24 protein-coding genes are annotated in these 26,924 nt (G+C 61.6%); 9 read left to right on the forward strand and 15 right to left on the reverse strand.

What is annotated here, in order from left to right; genetic code table 11:
- The first annotated feature begins 17 nt into the window (after nt 1–17).
- Complete coding sequence (gene mfd, locus AB1495_RS13725; RefSeq protein WP_074634929.1) at nt 18–3,506, forward strand: transcription-repair coupling factor; 3,489 nt, start codon at nt 18–20, stop codon at nt 3,504–3,506.
- Nucleotides 3,507–3,557: 51 nt separating this feature from the next.
- Here the strand turns inward: mfd and AB1495_RS13730 are convergent, their stop codons facing one another.
- From AB1495_RS13730 to mazG, 5 genes are all read right to left on the reverse strand, one after another.
- The gene (locus tag AB1495_RS13730; RefSeq protein WP_074634928.1) at nt 3,558–4,382 is read right to left on the reverse strand and encodes a DUF533 domain-containing protein; all 825 of its coding nucleotides are present in this window, start codon (nt 4,380–4,382) and stop codon (nt 3,558–3,560) included.
- A 141-nt stretch (nt 4,383–4,523) separates the two neighbouring features.
- Nucleotides 4,524–5,936 carry a YdiU family protein gene (locus AB1495_RS13735; RefSeq protein WP_074634927.1) on the reverse strand — a complete coding sequence of 471 codons (1,413 nt, stop codon included), beginning with the start codon at nt 5,934–5,936 and terminating at the stop codon, nt 4,524–4,526.
- Between the two features lie 42 nt (nt 5,937–5,978).
- Nucleotides 5,979–6,428: an N-acetyltransferase gene (locus AB1495_RS13740; RefSeq protein WP_005853523.1), complete on the reverse strand. Its 450-nt coding sequence runs from the start codon at nt 6,426–6,428 to the stop codon at nt 5,979–5,981.
- The gene (locus AB1495_RS13745) at nt 6,425–7,366 is read right to left on the reverse strand and encodes a nucleoside hydrolase (RefSeq protein ID WP_074634926.1); all 942 of its coding nucleotides are present in this window, start codon (nt 7,364–7,366) and stop codon (nt 6,425–6,427) included. The genes AB1495_RS13740 and AB1495_RS13745 overlap by 4 nt, the downstream gene beginning before the upstream one ends.
- Nucleotides 7,367–7,438: 72 nt before the next feature.
- The gene (gene mazG / locus AB1495_RS13750; protein ID WP_074634925.1) at nt 7,439–8,263 is read right to left on the reverse strand and encodes a nucleoside triphosphate pyrophosphohydrolase; all 825 of its coding nucleotides are present in this window, start codon (nt 8,261–8,263) and stop codon (nt 7,439–7,441) included.
- Between the two features lie 62 nt (nt 8,264–8,325).
- On the opposite strand from mazG, the gene AB1495_RS13755 reads away from it, so the two are divergent.
- The 3 genes from AB1495_RS13755 to AB1495_RS13765 all read left to right on the forward strand — a co-directional run bounded on the left by AB1495_RS13755 (nt 8,326) and on the right by AB1495_RS13765 (nt 10,978).
- Nucleotides 8,326–9,495, forward strand: coding sequence for a M20 aminoacylase family protein (locus AB1495_RS13755; protein WP_074634924.1), 1,170 nt, complete (start codon nt 8,326–8,328; stop codon nt 9,493–9,495).
- 1 nt (nt 9,496) lies between these two features.
- Nucleotides 9,497–10,474, forward strand: a complete 978-nt coding sequence (gene speB, locus AB1495_RS13760; RefSeq protein WP_074634923.1) for an agmatinase — start codon at nt 9,497–9,499, stop codon at nt 10,472–10,474.
- 72 nt (nt 10,475–10,546) lie between these two features.
- A complete protein-coding gene (locus tag AB1495_RS13765; protein WP_074634922.1) occupies nt 10,547–10,978 on the forward strand; it encodes a DUF1499 domain-containing protein in 432 nt (143 codons plus the stop codon).
- Here AB1495_RS13765 and AB1495_RS13770 read toward each other — a convergent pair.
- The gene (locus tag AB1495_RS13770; protein WP_074634921.1) at nt 10,919–11,224 is read right to left on the reverse strand and encodes a hypothetical protein; all 306 of its coding nucleotides are present in this window, start codon (nt 11,222–11,224) and stop codon (nt 10,919–10,921) included. The two genes, AB1495_RS13765 and AB1495_RS13770, sit on opposite strands and share 60 nt — an antisense overlap.
- A 62-nt stretch (nt 11,225–11,286) precedes the next feature.
- Between AB1495_RS13770 and prfA the strand changes: the two genes are divergently transcribed.
- The 3 genes from prfA (at nt 11,287) to AB1495_RS13785 (ending at nt 14,081) form a co-directional block, all read left to right on the forward strand.
- Entirely contained in the window at nt 11,287–12,342 is a 1,056-nt protein-coding gene (gene prfA / locus AB1495_RS13775; protein ID WP_074634920.1) for a peptide chain release factor 1, read from the forward strand.
- Nucleotides 12,339–13,181, forward strand: coding sequence for a peptide chain release factor N(5)-glutamine methyltransferase (gene prmC, locus AB1495_RS13780; protein ID WP_074634919.1), 843 nt, complete (start codon nt 12,339–12,341; stop codon nt 13,179–13,181). The genes prfA and prmC overlap by 4 nt, the downstream gene beginning before the upstream one ends.
- Before the next feature lie 216 nt (nt 13,182–13,397).
- Entirely contained in the window at nt 13,398–14,081 is a 684-nt protein-coding gene (locus AB1495_RS13785) for a DUF4167 domain-containing protein (protein ID WP_074634918.1), read from the forward strand.
- A gap of 84 nt (nt 14,082–14,165) precedes the next feature.
- Here AB1495_RS13785 and rsmA read toward each other — a convergent pair whose 3' ends face one another.
- From rsmA to lptF, 6 genes are read right to left on the reverse strand one after another with little or no spacing between them, the layout of a single operon-like run.
- The gene (gene rsmA / locus AB1495_RS13790; protein ID WP_074634917.1) at nt 14,166–15,008 is read right to left on the reverse strand and encodes a 16S rRNA (adenine(1518)-N(6)/adenine(1519)-N(6))-dimethyltransferase RsmA; all 843 of its coding nucleotides are present in this window, start codon (nt 15,006–15,008) and stop codon (nt 14,166–14,168) included.
- Nucleotides 15,009–15,048: 40 nt separating this feature from the next.
- Nucleotides 15,049–16,035 carry a 4-hydroxythreonine-4-phosphate dehydrogenase PdxA gene (gene pdxA / locus AB1495_RS13795; RefSeq protein ID WP_074634916.1) on the reverse strand — a complete coding sequence of 329 codons (987 nt, stop codon included), beginning with the start codon at nt 16,033–16,035 and terminating at the stop codon, nt 15,049–15,051.
- Complete coding sequence (locus tag AB1495_RS13800) at nt 16,032–17,249, reverse strand: peptidylprolyl isomerase (RefSeq protein WP_005853540.1); 1,218 nt, start codon at nt 17,247–17,249, stop codon at nt 16,032–16,034. Before AB1495_RS13800 ends, pdxA begins: the two co-directional genes overlap by 4 nt.
- A 5-nt stretch (nt 17,250–17,254) precedes the next feature.
- On the reverse strand, nt 17,255–19,369 hold the full coding sequence (locus AB1495_RS13805) for an LPS-assembly protein LptD (protein WP_074634915.1): 2,115 nt from the start codon (nt 19,367–19,369) through the stop codon (nt 17,255–17,257).
- Nucleotide 19,370: 1 nt separating this feature from the next.
- Entirely contained in the window at nt 19,371–20,468 is a 1,098-nt protein-coding gene (lptG, locus tag AB1495_RS13810) for an LPS export ABC transporter permease LptG (protein WP_037944279.1), read from the reverse strand.
- Nucleotides 20,465–21,595 carry an LPS export ABC transporter permease LptF gene (gene lptF / locus AB1495_RS13815; protein WP_074634914.1) on the reverse strand — a complete coding sequence of 377 codons (1,131 nt, stop codon included), beginning with the start codon at nt 21,593–21,595 and terminating at the stop codon, nt 20,465–20,467. Before lptF ends, lptG begins: the two co-directional genes overlap by 4 nt.
- Before the next feature lie 139 nt (nt 21,596–21,734).
- Between lptF and AB1495_RS13820 the strand changes: the two genes are divergently transcribed.
- Nucleotides 21,735–23,207, forward strand: a complete 1,473-nt coding sequence (locus AB1495_RS13820) for a leucyl aminopeptidase (RefSeq protein WP_037966295.1) — start codon at nt 21,735–21,737, stop codon at nt 23,205–23,207.
- Between the two features lie 5 nt (nt 23,208–23,212).
- On the forward strand, nt 23,213–23,671 hold the full coding sequence (locus tag AB1495_RS13825; protein WP_009824619.1) for a DNA polymerase III subunit chi: 459 nt from the start codon (nt 23,213–23,215) through the stop codon (nt 23,669–23,671).
- Nucleotides 23,672–23,688: 17 nt separating this feature from the next.
- Here AB1495_RS13825 and AB1495_RS13830 read toward each other — a convergent pair whose 3' ends face one another.
- Genes AB1495_RS13830 through AB1495_RS13840 form a run of 3 tightly spaced genes read right to left on the reverse strand, consistent with a single transcriptional unit; the run spans nt 23,689 to nt 26,876 of the window.
- Nucleotides 23,689–24,273 (reverse strand): TIGR02281 family clan AA aspartic protease, encoded by a 585-nt coding sequence (locus tag AB1495_RS13830; RefSeq protein ID WP_037944283.1) that lies wholly within the window; start codon nt 24,271–24,273, stop codon nt 23,689–23,691.
- A 51-nt stretch (nt 24,274–24,324) separates the two neighbouring features.
- Nucleotides 24,325–24,960 carry a MarC family protein gene (locus tag AB1495_RS13835; protein ID WP_009824621.1) on the reverse strand — a complete coding sequence of 212 codons (636 nt, stop codon included), beginning with the start codon at nt 24,958–24,960 and terminating at the stop codon, nt 24,325–24,327.
- A 53-nt stretch (nt 24,961–25,013) separates the two neighbouring features.
- The gene (locus AB1495_RS13840; protein ID WP_037945024.1) at nt 25,014–26,876 is read right to left on the reverse strand and encodes an ABC-F family ATP-binding cassette domain-containing protein; all 1,863 of its coding nucleotides are present in this window, start codon (nt 26,874–26,876) and stop codon (nt 25,014–25,016) included.
- Between the last annotated feature and the right edge of the window lie 48 nt (nt 26,877–26,924).

Consider the following 26,924-nt stretch of genomic DNA (forward strand, 5'->3'; position numbering starts at 1 on the left):
GATACAGGTAGCTGCTGATGTCAGAGAAATCCCAAATCACGCTGTCCGGCGTTCCCGAAGGTTTTGACGCACAGGCGGTGCTGAACGAACTGGGCAAAAGTGGCACACCGGTGCTGCATATTGCCCGCGATGACAAACGCATGGTGGCAATGCAGGCGGCACTGCGCTTTTTCGCGCCGGATGTGCCTGTGGTCGTCTTCCCCGGATGGGATTGCCTGCCCTATGACCGCGTGTCGCCCAATGCCGATATCTCGGCGCAGCGGATGGCGACGCTGGCGGGACTGGTGCATGGAATGCCGGACCGTTTTATCCTGCTGACCACGCTGAACGCCGCGACCCAGCGGGTGCCTGCGCGCGATGTGCTGCGCGATGCCGCGTTTTCGGCCCGTGTGGGCGACCGGATAGACGAGGCAGCCTTGCGCGGGTTCCTTGTCCGCATGGGCTTTGTCCAGAGCCCGACGGTGACCGAACCGGGCGACTACGCGATCCGCGGCGGCATCATCGACATTTTCCCACCCGGCGATCTTGGCCCTGTGCGACTGGACCTCTTTGGCGATACGCTGGACGGGGCGCGCCGCTTTGATCCGGTGACACAGCGCACCACAGAAAAGCTGGAGCTCGTGGAGCTTGCCCCCGTCAGCGAAGTCATCCTTGACGAAAGTGCTATCACCCGTTTCCGCCAGAACTACCGGATCGAATTCGGGGCCGCGGGGACCGATGATCCGCTGTATGAAGCGATCAGCGCAGGGCGCAAGCATCAGGGCGCGGAACACTGGATGTCGTTCTTTCACGAGACGCTCGAGACCTTGTTCGACTACGTGCCGCGGGCGACGATCACGCTGGACGACCAGCTGACCGCGCAACGTCTGTCGCGGTGGGAGAGTATCGCGGATCAATACGAAACCCGCAGGCTGGCGATGGCGAACCGGTCGAAGATGGACAGCGTCTATAAGCCCGCACCGCCCGAGGGGCTGTACCTGACCGACACCGCGTGGGAAACCGCGCTGATCGGCAAACGCGTGATCAGTTTCAAACCGCTCCCCCAGCCGACGGGTCCGAATGTGCTGGATGCGGGCGGACGCTTGGGGCGCAACTTCGCCCCCGAGAGACAACAGGAAAGCGTCAGCCTTTTCGGTGCTTTGGCCGCGCATATTAAAGCAAAACTTAAAGAAGGGCCGGTGGTCATCGCCAGCTATTCCGATGGCGCGCGCGAACGGTTGACCGGCCTGATCGAAGACGAAGGCATGGGCGAGACCATCGCCATCAAGAACGGCACCCGCATCGGCAAACGCGGGCTGCATCTGGCGGTTTGGGCGTTGGAACACGGGTTCGAAGCCCCGTGGGAAAGCGGCAGCAGCGCCTCGAAACTGACTGTCATCTCTGAACAGGACATCCTTGGCGACCGCTTGATCCGCGCGCCGAAACGTAAACGGCGGGCCGAGAATTTCCTGACCGAGACACAATCGCTGAGCCCCGGCGATCTGGTCGTGCATGTGGATCACGGTGTCGGCCGCTATCTGGGGATGGAGGTGGTGACCGCCGCCGGTGCCGCCCATGAATGTCTGCTGCTGGAATACGCCGAAAGCTCGAAGCTCTATCTGCCGGTCGAGAATATCGAACTGCTGTCACGCTATGGCCATGACGAGGGGCTGCTTGACAAGCTGGGCGGTGGCGCGTGGCAGTCCAAGAAAGCCAAGCTCAAGGAACGCATCCGCGAGATGGCGGACAAGCTGATCCGCATCGCCGCCGAACGTGCGCTGCGCAAAGCGCCTGTCATGGATCCGCCCCCCGGCATGTGGGACGCGTTTTCCGCGCGCTTCCCCTATACCGAGACCGACGACCAGTTGAATGCCATCTCGGATGTGCTGGACGATCTGACCAGCGGCAACCCGATGGACCGGCTGATCTGCGGCGACGTAGGCTTTGGCAAGACCGAGGTCGCCATGCGCGCCGCCTTTGTCGCGGCCATGTCAGGGCTGCAGGTGGCGATTGTCGCGCCGACGACCCTGCTGGCACGTCAACACTATAAATCCTTCGCCGAACGCTTCCGAGGCTTCCCGCTTGAGGTGCGTCAACTGTCGCGTTTTGTCACCGCGAAAGAGGCCACAGCCACCCGCGACGGCATCAATCGCGGCACCGTCGATGTGGTGGTGGGCACCCACGCGCTGCTGGCAAAGACGGTCAAGTTCAAGAACCTCGGCCTGCTGATTATTGATGAAGAACAACACTTTGGCGTGGGTCACAAAGAACGTCTGAAGGCGATGCGCACGGATATTCACGTGCTGACCCTGACCGCCACGCCGATCCCGCGCACCCTGCAGCTTAGCCTGACCGGCGTGCGCGACCTGTCGATCATCGGCACGCCACCAGTCGACCGTCTGGCCATCCGCACCTATGTCAGCGAATTTGATGCCGTCACCCTGCGCGAGGCGCTGTTGCGCGAACATTATCGCGGCGGGCAGTCCTTCTATGTGGTGCCCCGCATCACCGATCTGCCCGAAATCGAAGCGTTCCTGAAAGAGCAACTGCCCGAGCTGACCTATCTTGTTGCCCATGGGCAGATGGCCGCCGGAGAGCTCGACGACCGGATGAACGCCTTTTACGACGGGAAGTATGACATCCTGCTGGCCACGACGATTGTGGAATCCGGTCTGGATATCCCGACGGCCAACACGATGATCGTGCACCGTGCCGATATGTTTGGTCTGGCACAGCTCTACCAGATCAGGGGCAGGGTGGGCCGATCAAAAACCCGCGCCTATGCCTATCTGACGACCAAACCGCGTGCCAAGCTGACCGCGACGGCAGAGAAGCGTTTGCGGGTGTTGGGCAGTCTCGACACGCTTGGGGCAGGCTTTACGCTGGCGTCGCAGGATCTTGATATCCGGGGTGCGGGCAACCTGCTGGGCGAGGAACAATCCGGCCAGATGCGCGACGTGGGGTTCGAGCTTTATCAATCCATGCTGGAAGACGCGATTGCCAAGATCAAGTCGGGCGAGCTGGAAGGCGTGATCGACGACGATGGGCAGTGGGCACCGCAGATCAATCTGGGCGTGCCGGTGCTGATCCCCGAGGATTACGTCCCTGATCTGGATGTGCGCCTTGGGCTCTACCGTCGCCTGTCCGAACTGACCACCAAGGTCGAGCTGGAAGGCTTTGCCGCCGAGCTGATCGACCGTTTCGGCAAGCTGCCGAAAGAGGTGAACACGCTGATGCTGGTCGTGCGGATCAAGGCGATGTGTAAACGCGCCGGTATTGCCAAGCTGGATGGCGGGCCCAAGGGCGTCACGATCCAGTTCCACAACGACAAATTCGCCTCGCCCGAGGGGTTGGTCACCTTCATTCAAGACCAACGCGGGCTGGCAAAGGTCAAAGAGAACAAGATCGTCGTTAAGCGCGACTGGAAAACCGATGCCGACAAGATCAAAGGGGCCTTTGCCATCGCCCGTGATCTGGCAGAGCATGTGATCGCCAAGGAAAAGAAGGCCAAGAAAGCAAAAGCCTGACCCGTTTCGGGGTCAGGCTTTCACAACCGTCTGTGGTCAGGCCGCGCCGCTTTAGGTGTAAAGCGACGGCACCCCCATCTGCGCGTGGATCTCGTTCACCGCGGCGGGCTGCATCCCATAGGCGCTGGCCAGCTTGTGCAGATATTGCGCCTCTTCCTGCGTATCCAGATCAATCGCCAGCAGCGACATCGCATAGATTTGCGGGCCCATGCCGTCGGGGGTCTGGGCGACCAGCGCGTCGACATCCACAGGGGCTTCCATCTGGCCTTGCACGAAAGCGGCCTCGTCGGCGTCCACGTCGCCCAGATGGTTCAGCAGCTTTTCACGCTCGTTCTCATCAAAAGTACCGTCAGATTTCGCGGCCTGGATCATCGCGGCGATCATCAGCGCGGCGGTGGCCTCCTGCTCGCGCGAGGGGGTGATTTCGGGGGCAGGGTTGCTATCGAATTGCGAGTTCAGCACCGCGCCAAAGTCTGCCTCTGGCCGTTCGGGGGCTTTTTGGCTGGCACCGCCCAGGCTGGACAGCAAGCCACCCGCACCTGCGGCACCGGCAAGTCCACCCAGCAGCCCGCCAAGGCCGCCCGAGCTTCCAGACGTGCTGGTGCCTGTGCCGCCGCCGCCAAGCTGGTTCAGCAAACCGCCCAAGCCGCCGCTGCTGGCACCGGATGATCCCCCCATCAAACCGCCCAGCATATCCTGCAGGTTACCGCCCGAGCCGCCCGTGCTGCCGCCGGTCAGACCGCCCAGCAATCCGCCTAGACCGCCGCCGCTGCTGGCGCTGCCGGTCGTGGATTTATTCTTGTTCATCATGGCGCTGGCCCCTTTGGCCACAGCCACGCCGATCGCCACTTTGGCCAATGTTTTCATCAAGCTCATTATCGATAATCCTTTTGGGTCAAATCGCCTGCAAGTCTGTTGCAGTTTACTGTGCAAAACAACCAAAAGATCGCGGGGGTTCCCGCTTGTCGACGTGCTTGACGGTGGGACAACGGGTGGCACCTGCCACCCGCTGGCCGCTCAGGTGCCGCAGAAGGTGGCCGGCACGATCTCCTGCGTCGTCGGCGCGCGGTGCAGATCGGTGTCGGTTTCGCGGTACGGGTGGGCAAGCGCTGTCATCAGCCGGTGGATCGGGTCCATATCACCGGCAACGGCGGCGTTGATCATCGCCTCTATCCGGTGGTTGCGCGGGATCACGGCGGGGTTGGCGGCCTCCATGACCGATTTAGGGTCCGGCTCGGCCGCGATGCGCTGCTGCCACGCGTCGCGCCAGTTGGCAAAGGCCGCGCGGTCGGTGAACTGGCCGGCGGCATCATCGCCTGACAGCGCGCGGAAAGCATTGGTAAAATCCGCGCCATCCGTTTGCATCAGCGACAACAGGGCGTCGATCAGCGCAGTATCTTCAGCCTTGGGCGTCGTGATCCCGATCTTGGCAGCAAAGCGTCTCAGCCAGGCTTGCTCGATCAACGCGGGCATGGCGTGCACGATTTCTGTCGCCTCGGCCACGCCGGTTTCGGGATCATCAAGCTGCTGCAACAACGAGGTTGCAAGCTGCGCCATATTCCACACGACGATTTGCGGCTGATTGGCATAGGCATAGCGCCCCTGACGGTCGATGGAGCTGAACACACGGTTGGGGTGGAACGCATCCATGAAGGCGCAGGGGCCGTAATCAATCGTCTCGCCCGAGATGGCGCAGTTATCGGTGTTCATCACCCCGTGAATAAAGCCCACTGACATCCACGCCGCGACCAGATCCGCCTGTGCGGAGCAGACCGCGCGCAGCAGGCCCAGGGGCCCGTCCGCCTGCGGGTAGTGCCGCTGGATCGCATAGTCGGTGAGGCGGCGCAGATTTTCGACCTCGCCCCGATGGGCAAAGACCTGAAACGTCCCCACACGCAGATGGCTTGCGGCGACACGGGTCAGCACGGCACCGGGCAGGGCGGTTTCGCGAAAGACATCCTCGCCACTTTGCACAGCGGCCAGGGCGCGGGTGGTGGGGATGCCAAGGGCGTGCATCGCCTCGGACACCACATATTCACGCAAGACCGGCCCAAGCCAGGCGCGCCCGTCGCCGCCACGGGAATAGGGCGTGCGCCCCGATCCTTTCAGCTGGATATCGCGGCGCTGGCCCTTTGCATCCAGCACCTCGCCCAAGAGGATCGCGCGACCATCGCCAAGCTGCGGGTTGTAATTGCCGAACTGATGCCCCGCATAAAGCTGCGCCAGCGGGTCGGCACCGGCGGGCAGTTCGTTCCCGCTGAAGATAAAGGCCAGATCCTCGGTCGATCCGTGGGTGATCCCCAGCGTCTTTGCGAGCGGCGCGTTGAAAGCCAGCAGTTTGGGGTCGGCCACCGGCGTCGGCGTGGTGCGGGTGAAAAAGCCATCGGGCAAGGCCGCGTAGCTGTTATCGAAGGGGGCTGATAATGTCATAGGGCAGATATAGGGGCCGCGGCCCCACCTTGCCAGTCCGCGTCAGAATTTGCGCGACATGAACATGTAGTTTTCGCGGGGGCGAAAGCCTGCACGGTGGTAAAGCTTCTGCGCGATCTCGTTGCTACGCTCTACCTCAAGATGGATCGCGCGCAGACCGCCGCCCGCCAGCGCATTCGGGACGGCCAGCAATGCCTCTGTCGCGATGCCACGGCCACGCACGCCGGGGCGCACGTAGATTTCATCGATGATCGCGTCCAGACCGCCGAATTCAACCGACCAGCCGAAGGTGATGATGATATAGCCGATGGGCGCACGGGCAGGGCCGATCAGATAGGCCACCCCATAGGGCGTGCCTTCGAGCAGAGGTGCCAGCCCGTTGCGGCGGTCGTCATCCGTCTGCTCGATCCCCGTCTCGGCGTGAAAGCTGCCCACGAGGGCAACGAGACGGTCCAGATGCTCTGGCTTGGCAAGGGTGAAGGCTGCGCTCATAGACGGGCCAGCCGTTCGGTCAGCAGGGCAAAGAAGCCGTCAGAATCCAGATCGCCCATAAAGGTCGCATTGGGGGCGCGGTCGGTCACGCCCCACCAATCGGCGACGGTCATGCCCATGGTCAGCTCTGACTCTGTCTCGATCTCGACGTTGACGTGGCGGCCTTTGAACAAATCGGGGTTGATCAGATAGGCGGTGACGCAAGGGTCATGCAGCGGCGCGCCGTCAGAGCCGTATTTCTCTTTGTCGAACCGTTCGAAGAAATCGGTCATTTCCGCCACGGCGATGCCCACAGGCGTGCCAAGGGCGCGGAAAGCGTCGTTGCGCGCTTTGGTCACCAGCGCCTTATGGGTAACGTCCAGCGGCATGACAACGATAGGAGCGCCAGATTTGAACACAATATCAGCCGCTTGCGGATCGACGTAGATGTTGAACTCCGCCGTTGGGGTGATGTTACCCCCTTCGAAATAGCCACCGCCCATCAGTACGATCTTGGCGATGCGATCGGCGATATCGGGTGCTTTTTGCAACGCGGTGGCGATATTGGTCAGCGGCCCCAGCGGGCATAGCGTGACGGTTCCCGGTGCGTTATCGCGCAGCGTGTCGATGATAAAATCCACCGCATGGCCTTCGGCCATCGGCATGGTCGGTTCGGGCAGATCGGGGCCGTCCAGCCCGGTCTTGCCGTGCACATGCTCTGCTGTGACCAGCGCGCGGCCCAGGGGGCGGTCGCATCCGGCAAATACTTTGACATCCCGTTTGCCTGCCAATTCGCACACGATCCGCGCGTTGCGCGAGGTGAGGTCCAGCGGCACATTGCCCGCGACGCAGGTGATCCCCAGAACATCAAGCTCTTCGGGGCTGGCCAAAGCGACAAGGATCGCTACGGCGTCATCCTGACCGGGGTCCGTGTCGATAATGATCTTGCGCGGTGTCATGGGCTCTCCTGTCTTGGCTGTGCCAGAGCCTTGCCGCAAGTGCCGCGACTTGTCCAGCAGGCACGGGCGGTCCTAGCTGCGTTCCGCCCGTTTTACATCCTCCCACAAGGCATCCATCTCGGCCAGATCACTATCCGAGGGGGATTTACCTCGTGCGGCCAACCGCGCCTCTACCCCGTTGAAGCGGCGGATGAATTTGGCGTTGGCAGCGCGCAGGGCGGCTTCGGGTTCGACACCAAGATGCCGGCCCAGATTGGCCATAACGAACATCAGGTCACCGTATTCCTCGGTCACCTCGGCCTGGGTCAGCGTATCACGCGCCTCGACCAGTTCGGTGGCTTCCTCGGTGATCTTGGCGATCACATCATCTACCTGCGGCCAGTCAAACCCGACACGGGCCGCGCGTTTTTGCAGCTTGTAGGCGCGCAGCAGCGCGGGCAGGCCAACGGCCACACCGTCAAGCGTTCCTCCCTGGGCCTTACCCGCGCGTTCTGCCGCCTTGATCTTTTCCCAATCCGCGGTCTGCTGTTCGGCTGATTTATCGCGGCTTTCATCGCCGAAAACATGCGGGTGCCGCGCGACCATCTTGTCCGAAATATTGCGCACCACCGTCTGAAAGCTGAACCGCCCGTGCTCTTCGCCCATGGCCGTGTGATACACGGTCTGGAGCAGCAGATCGCCCAACTCTCCCTCAAGCTCGGGCCAGTCGCGCCGCTCGATCGCATCGGCGACTTCATACGCTTCTTCAATGGTATAGGGGGCGATGGTGTCGAAATCCTGTTCGATATCCCAAGGGCATCCGGTTTGCGGGTCACGCAGGCGGCGCATGATTTCCAGCAAGCGTTCGATCCCGGCGTCGCGATCGTGGATCAACGCATCATTTCTTGTCTCGGCCATTGCAGCCCCCATGTGTCTGATGTCAGATGCAACCTGACCAACATCCCCACAGGAGTCCAGTAATGCTCGTCGTGAACCGTATCGCGGATTATGCCCCCCAGATGACAGAATGGCGCAGATATCTGCACACGATCCCGGAACTGGGGAATGACTGCTTCAAGACCGCGGCTTTCGTGGCGGAACGTCTGCGCGACTTCGGCGTGGATGAACTGCACGAAGGCTTTGCCTCCACGGGCATCGTCGCCATTATCAACGGTCAGGCCGAGGGGCCGACCATCGGATTGCGCGCCGATATGGATGCGCTGCCGATCCCCGAGGAAACTGGGCTGGACTATGCCAGCACCCACGCAGGCAAGATGCACGCCTGCGGGCACGACGGGCATACAACGATGCTGCTGGGGGCGGCGAAATATCTGGCGGAAACGCGCAATTTCGCGGGCCGCGTGGCGCTGATCTTCCAACCTGCCGAAGAAACCGGCGGTGGGGCCGAAGTGATGGTCGAGGAAGGGATCCTTGATCGCTTCGACATCGGTCAGGTCTATGCGCTGCACAATGCGCCCGGCTTTGAGAAAGGGGGCTTTTACACATCCCCCGGCGCGATGATGGCGGCGGTCGATGAATTTCACATCCACATCAAGGGTTTGGGTGGTCATGGTGCCACACCGCATCTTACCCGAGATCCGGTCGTTGCCGCCTGTGGCATTGCGACAGCATTGCAGACCATCGTCAGCCGCAACCACTATGCGCAGGATGATCTTGTCGTTTCAGTCACGCAGATCCACACGGGCACCACCGACAACGTGATCCCCGAAACGGCCTATATCAACGGCACGGTACGCAGCTTTGACAAAGAGGTGCAGGCCATGGTGATCCGCCGGATGGAGCAGATCGTCGCCGGGCAGGCCGCCAGCTATGATGTCAGCGCGACACTGGAATATGAAAAGGGCTACCCCGCCACGGTGAACACCCCGGAAGAGGCCGGATTTGCCGCCGCCGTTGCCACCGAGATTGCGGGCGCGGACCGCGTTATTGCCGATAATGGCCGCGAGATGGGGGCCGAGGATTTCAGTTATATGCTGGAAAAACGCCCCGGTGCCTATTTGTTCATCGGGCAGGGTGACACCGCAGGGCTGCACCACGCCGCCTATAACTTCGACGATGAGATCGCGCCCGTGGGTGCATCCTTTTTTGCCCGCATCGTCGAGCGGGCCCAACCATTAGGAGCCAAGTAACATGGGTTTGGAAGACGCGAAAAATCAGGTTGATCAAGCCTTTACCCGCGAAGATCTAAAAGGGCCGAGCTTCGAGAACGCCTTTGGCGGGGCCACGTCCTTTCTGCGGCGGCGCTATACCAAAGACCTGCGCGGCGTGGACATCGCCGTGACCGGCGTGCCCTTTGATCAGGCCGTGACCAACCGTACCGGCACCCGTCTGGGCCCGCGCGCGATCCGCGAAGCGTCTTCCTTGCAGCCCTACGATCCGCCCTATGGCTGGGATTTCGACGTGCTCAGCGAGTTTGCCATCGCCGACTATGGCGATCTGGCGTTCGACTATGGTCACACAAGCCAGTTTCCTGCCGCTTTAACAAGCCATATCAAAGGGATACTGGACGCAGGTGCAGCAAGTGTGACCCTGGGCGGAGATCACTACATCAGTTTCCCGATCCTCAAGGCCTATGCTGAAAAATACGGTCCTATCAGTCTGTTACAGATCGATGCGCATTCGGATACATGGCCTGACGATGATATGGAGCGGATCGACCACGGCACCATGTTCTACAAGGCGGTGAAATCGGGCATCGTTGATCCGAAAACCTCGGTTCAGGTGGGCATCCGCACGACCAACCCCGATACGCTTGGCGTGACCACCATCGACGCGCGCGAGGTCCACGAGAAGGGGCCGCAGGCAGCCGTTGCCAAAATAAAACAGGTACTTGGCGACCGTCCTTGCTATCTTACATTCGATATCGATGCGCTTGATCCGGCCTTTGCGCCGGGCACAGGTACGCCTGTATGGGGCGGGCTCACATCAGCACAGGCGGCGATCATGATGCGGGATCTGGCGGGGATCAATATCGTGGGCGGCGACATCGTTGAAGTCTCTCCGCCTTTTGACACGACCGGTGCGACAGCGATCGCGGGGGCCCATGTGGCGACCGAGATCCTGTGCCTGCTGGGGTGGAATATGCGGCAGACCAAGGCCAGCAAATAACCACTGGCGGCGCAGTTTGCGACGGCAGGACGCTCCGCGGGGAGTTTATTTTGCAAAATGAAGGTAAAGATAATGATGGCATTTTTCTGGATCGCACTGGCGATTTTCGTCGCTTTGCAGGCGTACATCCGTCTTGCACCCGGCCCCGCGGCCCGCTGGGAATTGGGCGCGGTCGACAAGGCCCCCGGTGATTACCCGTCGGAGGGGGGCCTTATGGCCGTGCGCGAGGTTGAAGGCGATGGCACAGCGTTCTTGAACCGGTTTGACGACGCGATGTTGTCATTGCCGCGCACCCGGCGGATCGAAAACAACGCAGGTCAGGCGCTTTATGTCACACGATCGGGCTTCTGGGGTTTTCCCGATTACACCAGCGTCGCGGTCACCCCCGTTGACGGGGCGGATCAAAGCCGCGCGGTGGTCTATGGGCGGTTGCGCTTTGGCCGGTCAGATATGGGTGTGAACGGCAAGCGTTTGAAGCGGGTTCTGGCCCAAGCCGGGGTCTAGGCGCTGTGCGAGGCCGGGGCAGGCCTCGCCGATATCGCGCCACATGGGCACATTCAGCGACATCTGGCATTGCGCGGCAAAGCGGCGACCGTTGACATCGAGGCAGATCGTTTGCCCCAGCTCGACCCGCTGGCCGTCGCGGTCGGTGCAATAGCACTCAACCGTTTTGCGCCCCGAGGGCGCAGGGTCCGCCGCAAGCGACGGGGCAAGGCAGATCAGACTGAAAACCAGCGAAATGCGTTTCATAGGGGCATCATAGCACAGGCTGGGTCTTGACCATAGCCGCTTCATCAGCGACATCCAGCGGTATGATCCCCATGGACCGCCTTGCCCAAATCACCCAACGTTTCCAGTTTCTGGAGGCGTCGATGTCTGCTGGCTCTGACGGGGCGGATTTTGCCAAGCTGGCCAAGGAATACGCCGATCTGCGCCCCGTGGTCGAACAGATCGACGCCTATCGCCAGTTGCTGCAAGACATGGACGAGGCCCGCGCCATGCTGAAAGACCCCGAGATGGCGGAGCTAGCCGAGGAAGAGCTGCCGCGCCTGAAGGCCGCCTTGCCACAAGCGGAGGCTGATTTGCAATTGGCGCTGCTGCCGCGGGACGAGGCCGATAAAAAGCCCGCGATGCTGGAGATCCGCCCAGGGACCGGCGGGGATGAGGCAGCACTTTTCGCCGCCGATCTGCTGCGCATGTATCAACGCTATGCCGAGGCGCGGGGCTGGAAGGTCGAGCTGATCGAACAACAGTTCACCGAGCTTGGCGGCGTCAAAGAGGTCGTGGCCCATATCAAGGGCGAGAATGTCTTTGCCCGTTTGAAATACGAATCCGGTGTGCACCGCGTGCAGCGTGTGCCCTCTACCGAAAGCGGCGGGCGTATCCATACCTCTGCCGCGACTGTCGCCGTTCTGCCAGAGGCAGAGGATGTGGATATTCACATCAACGCCAATGATCTGCGGATCGATACGATGCGCAGTTCAGGGGCGGGCGGGCAACACGTGAACACCACCGATTCTGCCGTGCGCATCACTCACCTGCCGACGGGGCTGGTGGTGACGTCTTCCGAGAAATCGCAGCACCGCAACCGCGAGATCGCGATGCAGGTGCTGAAAGCGCGGCTTTATGATATGGAGCGTCAGCGGGTGGACAGTGAACGATCGGCCAGCCGTGCGGCGCAGGTGGGGTCGGGGGACCGGTCTGAACGGATCCGGACCTATAACTTCCCGCAAGGGCGCCTGACCGACCACCGGATCAACCTCACCCTCTACCGGCTTGAAGCCGTGATGCAGGGCGATCTGGACGAGATTGTCGATGCGTTGACCGCGGATGCGCAGGCGCAGCTGCTGGCCGAGATGGGGCAGTGAGCGCGCCAACCGCCGCGCAAGCCATGGTCGCCGCCACAGCGCGATTGCGCGCGGCGGGCGTGCCTGACCCCGCACGAGATGCGCGGATCTTGCTGGCGCATGCGGCGTCAGTCGATGCGGCGCGGGTGACGTTGATCGCGCCCGAGGAAATCGCGCCGGATATTGCCGAACGCTACGAAAAGCTGATCGCCTTGCGGGCGGTGCGCGTGCCGGTCTCGCATCTGGTAGGGCAGCGGGCGTTTTACGGGCGCGACTTCAAGGTCAGCCGCGATGTGCTGGACCCGCGGCCCGAGACCGAATCCCTTATTGAACTGGCGCTGTCCGAGCCCTTTGAACGGGTGCTTGATCTGGGCACCGGATCGGGCTGTATTCTGGTGACGCTTCTGGCCGAACAGCAAGATGCACGCGGCGTGGGCCTTGATCTGTCCGAAGCTGCCTGTCTGCAGGCCAGCGCCAATGCGGTGTTGCACGGGGTGCAGGCACGCGCGGAGATCAAGCAATCGGATTGGTTCAGCGCGGCCGAGGGGCGGTTCGATCTGATCGTTTCCAACCCGCCATATCTGGCCCAAAGCGAGATGGCGGATGTCTCGCCCGAACTGCGCTTGCATGAACCCGAGATGGCATTGACCGACGGGCAGGACGGGTTGAGTGTTTACCGTATCATCGCGGCGCAGGCACAGGGATATCTGACGCCCACAGGCCGCGTTCTGGCAGAAATCGGCTGGCAACAGGGTGCCGATGTGAAAGCGATCTTTGAGGCAGCCGGTTGGGGCCGGGTGCGCATCTTGCCCGATCTGGGCGGGCGCGACCGTGTCCTTTGGGCCGATACGCCAGCATAAACACGCCAAAACTTGTCATTTGGGGGTGTTTTTCGCCAATTTCCACTTGCTCCAAATCATTTGCCGTGCTTATTCAAGGATGTTGCAGCGGTGGATGCCTTTTGGGCGGTCCCGCGCGGCGTTAAGCCCAACAGAGCGTAAAGCTAGCTTTTCAGGGACGCGACTGCGTCCGGCAGCTTATTCCGAAGCCCAGCATAACAAGGCTGAACTGATTACATGAAATCTTCCAGATCACGGTCCCGGTCCAAGAATAATCGCAACCGTCAGCCGCAAGGTGGCAACGTCGTTAACCGCGTTTTCGACAGTTCTGGCCCCGAAGGCAAGGTCCGCGGCACGCCGCAGCAGATTATCGAGAAATACAACCAGTTGGCGCGTGATGCCCAGCTGAGCAACGACCGCGTGGCGGCAGAGAACTTCCAGCAGCACGCCGAACATTACCTGCGCATGCTGTCCGACGCACAACGCGAGATTGACCAGCGTCGCGATCAGCAAGAACGCGAGAACCGCGAACGTCAGGCAGAGCGGGACCGCGAGCGGGTAGAGCGCCAGGAACGCGAAGCTGCCCAAGCCGGTCAGAACACTGCGGATCAACCTGCCACGCAAGCAGATACGGGCGACAAATCCGATGCGCCCCAGCAGGACAACGCCAAGGGCGATGCCCCCAAGCGCCGCCGCAGCCGCAGCAACAACCAGAATGATAATGCCCCCAAGTCGGACAGCGCGCCCAAGTCGGATGGCGATGATACGCAAGACGGCAGTGCGGCAGAGGACAATCTGGTGGACACGCCCGAGAACAAGCCCAAGCCCCGACGCGCGCCGCGCCGCAAACCTGCCCCCAAGGCAGAGGCGAGCGAACCGGCCAAGGACAACAGTGGCGACCAGCCCGAAGCGGCTGAGTAAACGCTTTCACATCGTAACAAAGGCCCCGCGATTGCGGGGCCTTTTGCGTTTCGGACGGTGAGTGTGTTATGGTGGCCTTAGCCCTTAGCCCTTGGCGATTTCGCGGGCCAGCGCGCAGAAGCCTTCCAGCGGCACCTGTTCGGCGCGCTCCGTCGGTTTCAATCCGGCCGCAAGCAAACGATCCTCGATATCCGGTGCAGTTCCTTTGAGGGCCGAGCGTAGCATTTTGCGCCGCTGATTAAAGGCGGCCGCCACAACGCGGTTCAACACATCAGGATCCGCCGGAAAGCGGGGTTCGGGCAGGGCCGTCAGATGCACCACAGCAGAGGAGACTTTGGGCGGCGGGGTAAACGCCTCTGGTGGCAGGTTCAGCACGATACGCGCATCGGCCCGCCACTGTGCAAGCAGCGCCAGACGGCCATAGGCCTTGGAGCCGGGCTTGGCCACGATCCGCTCTGCCACCTCGCGCTGGAACATCAACGTCAGGCTTTGCCAGAAGGGTGGCCATTCCTTCGGGGTTAGCCAACGCACCAGCAGCTCTGTCCCCACGTTATAAGGCAGGTTCGCCGCAATACGGATCGGCGGAGTCAGGTGGGCCAACGGGTCGATTTCAAGGGCGTCGCCTTCGATCACCGTCAGACGGTCGGGATAGGCCTCGGCGATCTCGGCCAAAGCGGGCAGGCAGCGTTTGTCTTTCTCGATCGCCAGCACGCGACGCGCACCTTCGGACAGCAACCCGCGCGTCAACCCCCCGGGGCCCGGCCCGATTTCAAGCACATCACATTCGGTCATATCGCCCGCTTGTCGCGCGATCTTGGCGGTGAGGTTCAGGTCGAGCAGAAAGTTCTGGCCCAGCGATTTGCGCGCCTTCAGGTCATGGGTATTGATCACCTCGCGCAGGGGCGGCAGGTTGTCGATTGTGCTCATTCTTGGACCTGTGAAGCAGAAGGGTTCCGGGGGCGCGGGGTCATGATTGCGCCATGCGATAGGCCATGCGCAGGGCCTCGACCATGCTGGTGGGGTTGGCGATGCCCTGACCCGCGATGTCAAAGGCGGTGCCGTGATCAGGCGAGGTGCGGATGAACGGCAGACCGAGGGTCACATTGACGCCGCGGTCGAAATCCAGCGTCTTGATCGGGATCAGCGCCTGATCATGATACATGGCAATCGCCGCGTCATAGCGCGCCCGTGCCGTGGCGTGGAACATCGTATCGGCAGGGTGCGGGCCGCTCAGGTCATAGCCTTCGCCCTGCATCCGGGTGACCAGCGCCGTCATCCAATCTGCTTCCTGACGGCCCATCGTGCCGCCTTCGCCCGCATGGGGGTTCAGACCTGCGATGGCGATCCTGGGGGCCTTGATCCCGAATTGAGAGCGAAGCCCCGCCGCCGTAATCTCTATCACGCGGCGCAGATGGGCAGGGGTCAGCACATTGGGGACCTGATCCAGCGCGATATGGATCGTGGCCGGCACCACCCGCAGTTGGTCAGAGGCAAGCATCATCACCACATCGCTTCCACCAGCCAGCGCGGCAAGGTATTCGGTGTGGCCCGGATAGGCAAAACCGGCCCCGTCTTTCAGCGCCTTTTTGTGAATGGGCGCGGTGGTCAGCGCAGATGCGGCCCCGCTGCGCACAAGGTCAACACCGCGTGCGATCACGTCGATCACCCCCTGCGCATTGGCGGGGTCAGGCTTGCCCGCGACGGCACCGGCGGCAAAGTCGTGGCGCAGCACAGGCAAGGCGTCGCTGCCCGCGGCAAGCGCGTCCGACGGGCTGTCGATAATGCAATGGGGAATGTCTTGGGGCAGGTGGCGCGGATCACCGATCCAGGCGAGCGGCACTTCGCCTGCCAGCATCGCCCAGGCCCGTGCGGCGACTTCTGGCCCGATGCCAGAGGGTTCGCCGCAAGAGATCACAACCGGCTTGTCGGCCGAGCCCGTCTTGGCTTGGGTCATTTGCGAACGATGCGCGCGTCGGCCCGCAATTGCTCCAGCAGCTGTTCGGCATAGCCCGTCAGCCGTTCCTGGCGCAGCGCATTGGTCACATCCTCGCGCGAGGCAGATGCATTGGCGGCGGCGGTACGCCCACACATCATCAGCAGCATCAGCGTCTGACCATTGGCACGGGTCAGCGTGGTCGAAACCTCGCCCGTGTCGAGCTTGGAGAGTTCAATCGCCACGTCCTGCGGGATGTCCGAGGGGGCCTTTTTCACACGCTCCAACACTTCGGCGGGCTGGCCTTTGGCGATGCCGTAAAGGTCATCGCAGGTATCGATGCGGCCACGGATCTGCGCCGCCTGTGCCAGCGCGGGTTCTGTGCGGCCACCGGGGATGTAATAGGCTGCGTATTCAATCTCGGAATAGGTCGGCGCGGCGACGCTGGTTTCCTCGATGTCGCGCAGTTGGAACAGCGCCACGGCGTTGGGGATCGGCAGCGGGTCGGTAACCTCGCCCGGTGCGAGGTTCAGGATCAGCGGCTGCAGGCTTGGCGGCAGGTCCGTCAGGTTCTGCCACGGCAGCCGACCACCACGCCCGCGCGAAGCGGTCGCGGAATAGCGGCTGGCGTAGTTCGAAAACTCAGCCGTTGATTTGGATTGCGAGATTTGTTCAGCCAGCGCGTTCACCCGTGCGGCTTGCTGAGGCGGGGCGGGAATGATGATCTCGGACACGAGAACGCGCACACCGCTGCCTTGGGTTTCGCCCAAAGCGCGGTTGATTTCAGCGTCGGTGATCTGCACGCGGCTGGCATAGCGGGCACGCACCAGTTCACGCCACCCGACCGAGTTTACAACGAAATCGCGAAACGTTTCGCGCGAGACGCCGGATTGACCAAGGGCCTGGGTAAATTCTTCGGTGCTCAGATCCGCGCGCGAGGCGAATTCTGCAAGGCTGTCTTCGATGCCCTGCGGCGTCAGTTCGATGCCCGCTTCGGCCACGGCTTCGTTGCGCAGGCGTTCGTCGATCAGCGAGGTCAGCGCCCCTTCGCGGGTCGCCCCCGGTGCGTTCAACACCTCGAGAAAGCGCTGGCGCTGCTGGACTTCGAATTCGGTTACAACGGATTCATTCACCTTGGCGACGGGCGCAAAGAGGTTCTGCGCCGAAACGGGGGCGGCGGTCATCAGACCCAGCCCAAGGACGGCGATGCTTCGTGTCAGACGGTTCAGGTTCATCTTACTTATTTCCCACATGATCGCTCATATCTTTCTGTTCCGTTGGAGGCCGAGAAGCCCCGCAGGCCGATGTTAAACCCGATATCGGTAGAGGGCTCAACACTTGTTGAGGAGGTATAGCGGCGGCGCACCGAAAGGTCGACGCTCACACATTCATTATTGTAGGTCAGGCCAAGCCCCGCCGTCGCCGCTGTACTGTTTTGCACGTCATAGCGCACGTCAGCGCTGGCGGACCATTGCTTGTTGATGTCGTAGCTGCCGTCAAGCGACACCTCGGAAATCGCTTCGGTCCGGTCTTCGGCAGTATCCGCCTCAAGCCAGACATAGGTGCCTTCGACGGTGGTTTTGCCAAAGCTCCACCCGCCGCGCAGTTCCGCCTTGGAGATGTCGAAATCGGAGTCGACCAAGGTCCGCGCGGTCAGCGAAAGACCGGCGTTATTCTTGATCTGCCCCGCCAGCAGCACATCAGAGCGCACGCCAGACAGGCCGGACGTATCGGTGAAGGCAGGGTCGCTGATGCTGCGGAACACCTGACCGACCGCGACATAGGTGTCCCAGCCATTGGGGTCAAAGCGCGACCAGTTCACCGCCACCGCTGCCGTTGTGCCGCGTTCGCGCCGGTCGGGGCGCGGAAAGCGCGAGAGCGACAGGATATTGCCCTGATCGAATTCCACGCGGGTGCTTTCCTCGTTCGGAATGTCGAGCCGGCTGCCATCGGTCCACCCCAGCTGCACCACGGGCGTCAGCACCTGCGACGCACCACCAGCCTCGCGGCGTGCCATCGGGTAGCTTAGACCGACCGCTGCGAAGGGCGCGATGTCGCTGTGGTTCTGCGCAAAGGTATCGTCTTGGGTGATGTCGAAGAAATTGAACGTCGTGCCGACCTGCGCATCGGTGACCAAGCCGGAGCGATGGGTGAAGCGACGCAGATATTTAAGCGACCCGTTGATACGCGATACATCGCGGCCAATCACATCCACATCAGAAGATCGCCAATGGCTATGCGCCTCCAGCCCGAACCGCAGCTCGCCCCCCCATGCCTTGGGGAAAAAGCGCCGTTCGAACTCGCCGTCGATCACGACTGTGGGCAGGGTGCTGTTCAACTCTCCGGGGCGCAGGGTTTCAAAGTTGTAAAGGCTGGTACGCACAAAGCTGTCACGTCGCGCGCGTGAAAGTGTGAGGTCACTGCGCAAACGGTCCTCGTCCGAATAGCCGTATTCGGTAAAGTAAGAGCTGTCGCTGACGGCCTCGATCGTGAAGCTCAGCTTGTAGCCGCGCTCAAGCTCAAAGCTGCCTTCACCGAACAGATAGCCGCGGGTCTCATCTGGCAGCTGGTCATCGCGGGTGTAGGCCCCGTTAAACTCGATATCACCATTGGTGAACGCCTGCCGATAGCGGAATTCAAGCGTGCGGGTCGAGGACGACAGATAGGGCGTCAGGGTCAGGTCGCGACTTTCACCCAAGGTGATGAAATAAGGCAGCTTCAGCCCCGTGCCCAACAGCGACGTGGTGCGAATGGATGGGGCCAAAAACCCGTCCGCGCGGTCCAGCGTCGGGTCGGGCAGCCGCAAACGGGGCAGGTAGAACACCGGCACCGACCGGATATGAAAAGTCGCGTCATCGAAATAGAGTTGCTTCGCCTCGGTATCATGCACCACGCGGCGCGCGCGGATCTGCCAGAGGGGCAGCTCGCCGTCATTGCAGGTTTTGCATGAGGTCACGGCGGTCTTGTACAGCTGGCTATAGCGCCCCTCGACACGGTCGATCTGGACGGCGGCCATCTGCACCTGCTGGTTCAGTACCATACGTGCGCCGCGCAGCAGACCGTTCTGCAACCCCTGATCCAGCTCTGCCGCATCCGCGAGAATGACGGTGCCATCACCGTCGTTCAGCACAATCGGCCCTTCGATCACCAAGGCACCGGTTTCGTCATTGTAGCGGATCGCAGAGGCACGGATGCGGGTCGTGCCTTGAAACGCCTCTACGTTACCTTGGGCGACCAGTTCCCGATCACGGGTGATGAACAGGTCATCGGCCACCAGAACGGCAGGACGTTCGCTGTCTTGCGCGGCAGCGGGCAGACCAAGGGCGACAAGAAGGGTCAGGAGCAAACGGCGCATGTCAGCCATCCTCTGAATGAAGTAGAAGACCAAGCGCCAGAAGAATGGACGCGACAGGCGGAGCCCAAGCCGCAAGAAGAACCGGAATCTGCCCGTTCTCCCCCAGAATTTGCGCAAAACTGCGAATAAAATACAAGCCGAACCCCATCAGAACAGAGGCCAGCACCGCGACGCCCGTGCCTCCGAACCTCGTATGGCGCATGGTAAACGCGCTCGCAACCAGAACCATCGCAACCAGAAAGAACGGGCGCGCCAGTTCGGTCTGCAGCCAGACCTTGTGGCGACGCGGGCTGAAGCCTGCCAGTTCAAGCTGCTTGATGTAATCGGGCAGATCATAGATCGAGACGGCACCGGGATCGGTGATGCTGTCGCGGATACGGTCGAGCGTCAGGGTCGAGGGCAGGGTGAGCGTGTCAAATGTCTCTGCCGCGCCTTCGGCGTTCACCCCCACTTCGAGCGGCCATGACTTCGCATCGGTTAGCGTCCAGATGCCATCTTCCAGCGCGGCGCTGTCCGCTTCGATCCGCCGTGCGGGACCGCCCTCGGGGGCGTAGCTGAGGAATGTGACATCATAAAGCACCGAGGCGTCCTTGTTTGACCGCCATGCGCGGATCACGGTCTGCCCCTCGTCGCTGCCTTGGCGCAGCCACAGCCCTTCGTCGCTGACCGACAGGACAGAGGTCCCGCCCGCGCGAATGCTATCGCTGAGCTGGATGTAACGTTTGGCGGTCGCCGCAACGATGGGGTTCAACATGCCCACAGCCATCACGCCAATGATGAACGCCACCCAGATCGGGGCCTGCAACGCGCTGAGCGCTGACCGGCCGGCGGCACGGGTCACCACCAATTCTGACGAACGTGCCAGCGACAAAAACAACACCACAGTCGCAAGGATCATGATCAGCGGCAGGATCAGGTTCATGGTCTCGGGCGTGTTTAACAACGTCATCCCGAAGAGCCGCAGCCAGCCGATATCGTAGCTGCTGAACCGGCGCGCCTGATCGACCATATCCACCAACACGAGCAGAGAGAACAGCACAGCGGAAATGAGGATAAACCCCATAATAAAGCGGCGCGCGAAATAGAGATGCAGGATCATGCGACGCCCCTTTGCTTGCCCATCCGTTTGGTCCAGCCCGGATGGGCCGTTTGCCAGATCATCCCGATCACAATCACAGCGCCAATCAGGCTGGGCAGGAACAGCAGCGGCCACCGGCTGGCATCGTCGCGCACCGTATCAACCAAAGTGCCGCGCAACCCGTCAAGCGCGATGAGCAGACCAAAGGCGATCACGATCTCGCGCCAGACTCCGAAGCGTGAAAACCCTCCGAGCACCAGTGTCGCATAGCCGATCATCGCGGCGATCATACAAAACGCCGCCGAGGCAAAGCGCGCCGTCAGCTCTTCTGCGATCTCGCCCGCGCTGGATTTGGTGATCGTCTCAAGCTGATCCCACTGGGCAAACATCTCTGCCGTGGTTATGGCGCCGATGGATTGGGTGCGGGGTTTGTCGCTGCTGACCAAGGCAGATATATCGAACGAAAAATCGCGGAACTTGGCGGTCGACAGGCGTTTGCCGGCCATCTCAAGCCGTTGCGCCATGCCATCGACCATGATCAGCGTCGTACCATCGCCATTGCGGATCAGATAGGCTTCGGACGCGGTATAGATCACGCCCTCGTCGGGGTTGCGCCGGTCCGACAGGAACACATCACGCAACACCCCGTCGGCGTCGATCACGCGGGTATAGAACGTGACCTTAGAGGTCGGATGCAGGAATGTGCCTTCGGTCAGCAGCCGAGCGGTGACATTCTGCGAAATCTCGGCCTCGCGTTCAGACAGCTGGCCATTGGAAAGGGGCAACAGCAGATGGGTCAGCACCGACATCATGATCGCGACGCATAGGCCATAGACGAACACGGGCCGCGCCAGACGCCAAGGGCTGGTGCCCGTCGCCTGCAGCACCGTCAGCTCGGATTCGCTGGTCATCCGGTTGATCACATAGACCGACCCCGCAAAGGTCGCGATCGGCAGCACGGTGGTGATCAGCTTGGGCAGCCCCAGCACGGTAAATTCAAGAAACACCAGTGCCGTCTGGCCGTCGCCGATCAGCCGGTCAAACAGCACCACGGCGCGGTTGATCCAGAAAATCGCCACCAGGATCAACGCGAAGAAACTGAACAAAATCAGGAACTGGGACAACATATAGCGGTCGAACTTGGCCAATCTGCATCCCTTGGGTATCAACACGGGTGAACTTTCGCCCAACGATAAAGTAAATTTCCGCCCACGAAAACTGCTATCTGGCCTTAACGGCGCACGCAGGATACGTCTAAGCGAAATTCAGACAAAAGGGGTTCACCTGATGACCGCATTGACGCCGATGACATTTACCGAAACCGATATTGACCAGATCGCGGGTCACACGGGCCGTGTGGCTGTGACTGTGGGCGCGGATGGCAAGCTCAACCCCTCCGCGCGGCGCATCAACAAGCTGACCAAGGGCGCGCTGGAACGTCTGGTGGCCAGCGACAGCTTCACGAAATTGTCAGCGGGCGATGCGGTCAGCCTTGGGTTTCCCACCGGCATGGCGGCCGAGGCCGTGGATGTGGTGCAATTGGCGAATAACGCCGATCAGGAAGCCCTGCGCGCAGCCGGTGCGGCGCTTGCGAAACGGCGCGGCGATGCGGATCTGCTGGTATTGACGGGCGGTTTGCGCAAAGCGGCCGAGCTTTGCTTTGGACTGGCCATGCGCGACTACACGTTCGAGGATCGCAAAAGCAACGGCAAGCCACGCAAGGGGCAGGTCGTGATCATGAATTCCAAACCCGAAGAGGTCGAAGCCGCTGCCGCGCCCCTGCTGGCCATCGCCGACGGTGCCTTTATGACCCGCGACCTGACGAATGAACCCGCGAACATCCTGACCACCACCGAATTCGCCGACCGTCTGGCCGAGATGGAGTCAATCGGCCTTGAAGTCGAAGTGCTGGACGAAGCCAAGCTGGAAGAGCTGGGGATGCGCACCTTGCTCAGCGTCGGGCAGGGGTCGGCCAGCCCGTCCTACGTCGTGGTTATGAAATGGAACGGCGGCGAGAAAGACGCGGCCCCGCTGGCGCTGGTCGGCAAGGGCGTGGTGTTCGACACCGGCGGCATCAGCCTGAAACCGGGCGCGGGCATGGAAGACATGACAATGGACATGGGCGGCGCAGGCGTTGTCTCGGGCGTGATGCGCAGCCTTGCCCTGCGTAAGGCCAAGGCCAATGTTGTCGGGCTGGTCGGGATCGTAGAGAACATGCCATCCAGCACGGCAACCCGCCCCGGTGACGTGATCAAGACGATGAAGGGCGACACGGTCGAGGTGATCAATACCGACGCCGAAGGCCGTTTGGTGCTTTGTGATGTGCTTTGGTATGCGCAAGAACGGTTCAACCCCGCGGGCGTGATCGATTTGGCCACGCTGACCGGCGCGATTATCATCGGCCTGGGTCATGACAATGCCGGGGTTTTCTCGAACGACGATACGCTGTGCAACGCCTTCCTCAAGGCCGCGCAAACCGAGGGTGAGGGCGCGTGGCGGATGCCCTTGGGCGCGGGGTATGACAAGCTGCTGAAAAGCCGCATCGCCGACATGAAAAACATCGGCGGGCGGCCCGCCGGGTCGATCACTGCGGCGCAATTCCTGCAACGGTTCATCAAGGACGGCACGCCGTGGATTCACCTTGATATCGCCGGTGTGGCTTCCGTCAAATCCGAGACAGCGCTGGCACCCGTCGGGGCCACGGGCTGGGGCGTTGCCGCGTTGAACCGATTGATTTCAAACCTCTACGAGACAGAGTAAACCTGATGGGTGCCGCGTATTTCTACCATCTGACCCAGCGACCGCTGGTCGAAACGCTGACCATGCTTTTGGGCAAGGCCCAAGGCGCGGGCTGGCGTGTGGCGGTACGCGGCACCGATCAATCCTTGCTGGAACAGCTTGACGTCGCCCTGTGGCGCGGGCCCGAGGATGGCTTTCTGCCTCATGGTCTGGCCGGTGGCCCCCATGATGCCGAACAGCCGGTTTTGCTGACCACGGACACCCACGCGCCGAATAACGCAAGCTGCGTGTTCTCGATCCACGGCGCGGCTGTGTCGGCCCAGGAAGTCGCAGCGCTGGATCGGGTGTGCATCCTGTTCGACGGGCTGGACGACCACGCCTTGAACGTCGCGCGGGACCAGTGGAAATCGCTGAAAGCCGCAGGAGCCTCTGCGCAATACTGGTCCGAGGAATCGGGTCGTTGGGAGAAAAAGGCAGAGACCTAAAGGCGTTACGCCACGCTTTACCGGGTGAGGATCAACTCTCCGTTGGTGATCTCGATCCGGCCCCAGCGTTGCAGATAGCCCATCCCCAGCAAGGATTGCCGCATCTCGCCTTCGTTCACGACCGCGGGCACATCGGTATCGCGCACCCCGCCCAGTTCAACCTCGTCCAGCCGCACATAGGCAGTGCGCACTTCGCCATTGGCGGTGCTGGCACGGCCCAGATAGTTCAGGCTATCGGGCGAGAGCCCTGCGGCTTCGGCATCGGCGCGGGTCAGCACCATATCTGTCGCACCGGTGTCCACCACAAAGCGGAGCGGCGTGCCGTTGATCGTCGCCGTCAGATAATAATGCCCGTCGCGGGCGCGTGGCAGGGTGACGCTGCCGGTGCTGGCCTCATAGGCTTGGCGCGGGATGTCGCCTTGCCGGTTGATATCCTCCCACAGGCCGTAGCCCGCGGCGACACCGGTAAAGATCATGGCCCAGACCGCGACCTGTTGCAGCGTCTTGTTCCAGCCCTGACGGCTTTGCATAAAGAACCAGCCCGCGACCATCGCCATGAGCACGATCAGATAGATCAAACGTCCTGTTTCAATGTCCGGCATCGTATATCCTTTGGCAATTCTCCAAAGATATGGGGGCAGGTCGCGGAAAAGTCAGCCCGGACCCGGCCCGAAACCAAAGGCGCTGAGCCCGTCGAGCACGAATTGCACCGACAGCGCGGCAAGCAGCATACCCAAAAGCCGCGTGATCACGTTGATCCCGACCTTGCCCAAAGCGTTTTCAAGGTAGCCGCTGGCCTGCATCGTGATGCCCATGATGATCAGAACGGCAAAAGTGATCGCGACGACGGTCACCAGCCCTTCAAGGCCCGGTTTCTCGCCCGTCAGCAGGATCACCGACGCGATAGAGCCGGGGCCCGCGATCAAGGGAATGGCTAGCGGAAAAACCGAAGGGTCGTCGTGATCGTCATCCGCCTCGGCATGGCCCTCACGGCGTTTCGTGCGGCGGTCGAACAACATATCAAGCGCGGTCAGAAACAGCAGCACGCCCCCCGCGACACGAAAGGCGGGCATGGAGATCCCGATAAAGCCGAGCACAGCCTCGCCAAACGCAGCAAAGACCAGCAGCAGCAGCCCCGCGATGACAACCGACCGCCACGCAATCAACCGGCGCTGGCGCGGGGTCATGCCGGGGGTCAGGGCCAGAAACATCGGGCCAATCGCAAAGGGGTCAATGATCACGATCATCGTCGCGAACGCGGTGATCATGAATGCCAGATCAAGTGCCATCATAAACCGTCACCGGGGCCAGCCCCGTCCTTATCCCTTGCGCCGCGCTGGCATTACGCCGACGCGGTTTCCAGTTTTTCCAACGCGCCCATCCAGATCGCTTCCGCCCGTTCAAGCGCGGCCATGACCTCGGCGTATTTCTTGTTCCAGACCTCAAGTTCGCCGACTTTGTCCTTTTCGTAAAGGGCAGGGTCCGCGAGCTTTTTCGCAAGCTTGTCGCGCATGTCGTTGATCTTGGTCACCCGCGCCTCGGCCGTGCGCACTTCGGCGCGCAGGGCAAGGATATCTTCGCGGTTGGCGCGTTTGGGTTTTGGCGCTTCCTTGACCGGTTTGGGGTTCTTGCTGACGGGCTTTTCCACAGTCAGCAGCATCTTGCGATAGGCTTCGAGGTCATCCTCATAAGGTTTGACCGTGCCATTCGACACCAGCCACAGACGGTCCGCGACCATCGACAAAAGGTGCATATCGTGGCTGACAAGGATCACAGCGCCGGAATAGCGCGTCAACGCCTCGACCAGCGCTTCGCGCGATTCGATATCAAGGTGGTTGGTCGGCTCATCGAGGATCAGCAGATGCGGTGCGTCCAATGTGGCGAGCAGCAGCGACAGACGCGCCTTTTGCCCACCCGACAAACGCCCCACTTCGGTATCGGCCTGATCCGGCCCCAGACCGAACCCCGCCAGCTGTGCGCGCAGCTTGGATTGCATCACACCGGGGCGCGCGCTGATCATATGCTGCAGCGGCGTTTCATGGACGATCAATTCATCCACCTGATGCTGTGCAAAGAACCCGATGCGCAGCTTGCTGGAGTTGATCGCCTTGCCCTCGAACAACACCAAACGGTTGGAGAGCAGCTTTGACAGGGTAGATTTACCCTGACCGTTTTTGCCCAACAGCGCGATGCGGTCGTCTTGGTCGATCCGCAGGTTCAGGCGCGACAGCACGGGCTGGCCTTCGGTATAGCCGGTCGATCCGCCTTCGATACTGATGATGGGCGGCGAAAGCTCATCGGGTTGCGGGAAGGTAAAGACCTTGCGCGCGGCTTCTTCCGGCGGCGTGATTGTCACCATCTTCTCGATGGCCTTCATCCGCGACTGCGCCTGTTTCGCCTTGGAGGCCTTGGCCTTAAAGCGATCAACGAACGCCTGCATATGCGCCTTATGCGCTTGCTGCTTTTTCGCCTGCGCTGTCAGCTGCGCGCGCTTTTCGGCCCGCATTTTCGCGAATTGGTCGTAATTACCCTGATAATACGTGAGCTTACGGTCTTCGAGGTGCAGGATACCACCGACGGCACGGTTCAACAGACCACGGTCGTGGCTGATGATGATCACCGTGTGCGGGTATTTCGACAGGTAGTTTTCCAGCCACAACGCGCCTTCAAGATCAAGGTAGTTGGTCGGTTCGTCCAACAGCAGCAAATCTGGCTGCGCGAACAGAACGCCCGCCAGCGCCACGCGCATCCGCCACCCGCCCGAGTAGGCCGAACAGGGCTGCTGCTGATCATGGTCGTCAAAGCCGAGCCCCTTGAGGATCGCGGCGGCACGGCCTTCGGCGGACCAGGCGTCGATATCGGCAAGGCGGGTCTGCACCTCGGCGATGCGCGCGGGATCATCCGTTGTCTCTGCCTCGTGCATCAAGGCGGCGCGTTCGACATCGGCGGCCAGCACCGTATCGATCAGCGACACGTCAGAGGACGGGACCTCTTGGGCGATGCCCCCGATCTTGGCGCGCGAGGGCAGGCTGATGTCGCCCGCGTCCAGCGACAGCTCTCCGCGAATGATTTTGAACAGCGTGGTTTTACCCGCACCGTTTTGCCCGACCAGACCCACTTTGTGGCCTTCGGGGATGACCGCGCTGGCTTCCTCGAACAAGGGACGGCCTTCGACGGAATAGTTGATTTCTGAAATGCTTAACATGGACGCGGTGTGAACCATGTCTGGCCCCGCGTCAATCGCGGCTTTTCA

Origin of the sequence: Sulfitobacter pontiacus (assembly GCF_040790665.1) — a bacterium.
Classification (GTDB): domain Bacteria; phylum Pseudomonadota; class Alphaproteobacteria; order Rhodobacterales; family Rhodobacteraceae; genus Sulfitobacter; species Sulfitobacter pontiacus.

Excerpts from the sequence above, each read along its gene's own strand:
- AB1495_RS13765 (WP_074634922.1), top strand. The coding sequence starts at position 10,547 with ATGATGGCATTTTTCTGGATCGCACTGGCGATTTTCGTCGCTTTGCAG.
- AB1495_RS13800 (WP_005853540.1), bottom strand. The coding sequence starts at position 17,249 with ATGAACCTGAACCGTCTGACACGAAGCATCGCCGTCCTTGGGCTGGGT.
- AB1495_RS13840 (WP_037945024.1), bottom strand. The coding sequence starts at position 26,876 with ATGTTAAGCATTTCAGAAATCAACTATTCCGTCGAAGGCCGTCCCTTG.
- lptG (WP_037944279.1), bottom strand. The coding sequence starts at position 20,468 with ATGATCCTGCATCTCTATTTCGCGCGCCGCTTTATTATGGGGTTTATC.
- rsmA (WP_074634917.1), bottom strand. The coding sequence starts at position 15,008 with ATGAGCACAATCGACAACCTGCCGCCCCTGCGCGAGGTGATCAATACC.
- AB1495_RS13740 (WP_005853523.1), bottom strand. The coding sequence starts at position 6,428 with ATGAGCGCAGCCTTCACCCTTGCCAAGCCAGAGCATCTGGACCGTCTC.
- AB1495_RS13735 (WP_074634927.1), bottom strand. The coding sequence starts at position 5,936 with ATGACATTATCAGCCCCCTTCGATAACAGCTACGCGGCCTTGCCCGAT.
- AB1495_RS13835 (WP_009824621.1), bottom strand. The coding sequence starts at position 24,960 with ATGGCACTTGATCTGGCATTCATGATCACCGCGTTCGCGACGATGATC.
- speB (WP_074634923.1), top strand. The coding sequence starts at position 9,497 with ATGGGTTTGGAAGACGCGAAAAATCAGGTTGATCAAGCCTTTACCCGC.
- AB1495_RS13820 (WP_037966295.1), top strand. The coding sequence starts at position 21,735 with ATGACCGCATTGACGCCGATGACATTTACCGAAACCGATATTGACCAG.
- AB1495_RS13830 (WP_037944283.1), bottom strand. The coding sequence starts at position 24,273 with ATGCCGGACATTGAAACAGGACGTTTGATCTATCTGATCGTGCTCATG.
- AB1495_RS13745 (WP_074634926.1), bottom strand. The coding sequence starts at position 7,366 with ATGACACCGCGCAAGATCATTATCGACACGGACCCCGGTCAGGATGAC.
- AB1495_RS13785 (WP_074634918.1), top strand. The coding sequence starts at position 13,398 with ATGAAATCTTCCAGATCACGGTCCCGGTCCAAGAATAATCGCAACCGT.
- pdxA (WP_074634916.1), bottom strand. The coding sequence starts at position 16,035 with ATGACCCAAGCCAAGACGGGCTCGGCCGACAAGCCGGTTGTGATCTCT.
- AB1495_RS13805 (WP_074634915.1), bottom strand. The coding sequence starts at position 19,369 with ATGCGCCGTTTGCTCCTGACCCTTCTTGTCGCCCTTGGTCTGCCCGCT.
- AB1495_RS13755 (WP_074634924.1), top strand. The coding sequence starts at position 8,326 with ATGCTCGTCGTGAACCGTATCGCGGATTATGCCCCCCAGATGACAGAA.
- mazG (WP_074634925.1), bottom strand. The coding sequence starts at position 8,263 with ATGGCCGAGACAAGAAATGATGCGTTGATCCACGATCGCGACGCCGGG.
- AB1495_RS13730 (WP_074634928.1), bottom strand. The coding sequence starts at position 4,382 with ATGAGCTTGATGAAAACATTGGCCAAAGTGGCGATCGGCGTGGCTGTG.
- AB1495_RS13770 (WP_074634921.1), bottom strand. The coding sequence starts at position 11,224 with ATGAAACGCATTTCGCTGGTTTTCAGTCTGATCTGCCTTGCCCCGTCG.
- mfd (WP_074634929.1), top strand. The coding sequence starts at position 18 with ATGTCAGAGAAATCCCAAATCACGCTGTCCGGCGTTCCCGAAGGTTTT.
- AB1495_RS13825 (WP_009824619.1), top strand. The coding sequence starts at position 23,213 with ATGGGTGCCGCGTATTTCTACCATCTGACCCAGCGACCGCTGGTCGAA.
- prfA (WP_074634920.1), top strand. The coding sequence starts at position 11,287 with ATGATCCCCATGGACCGCCTTGCCCAAATCACCCAACGTTTCCAGTTT.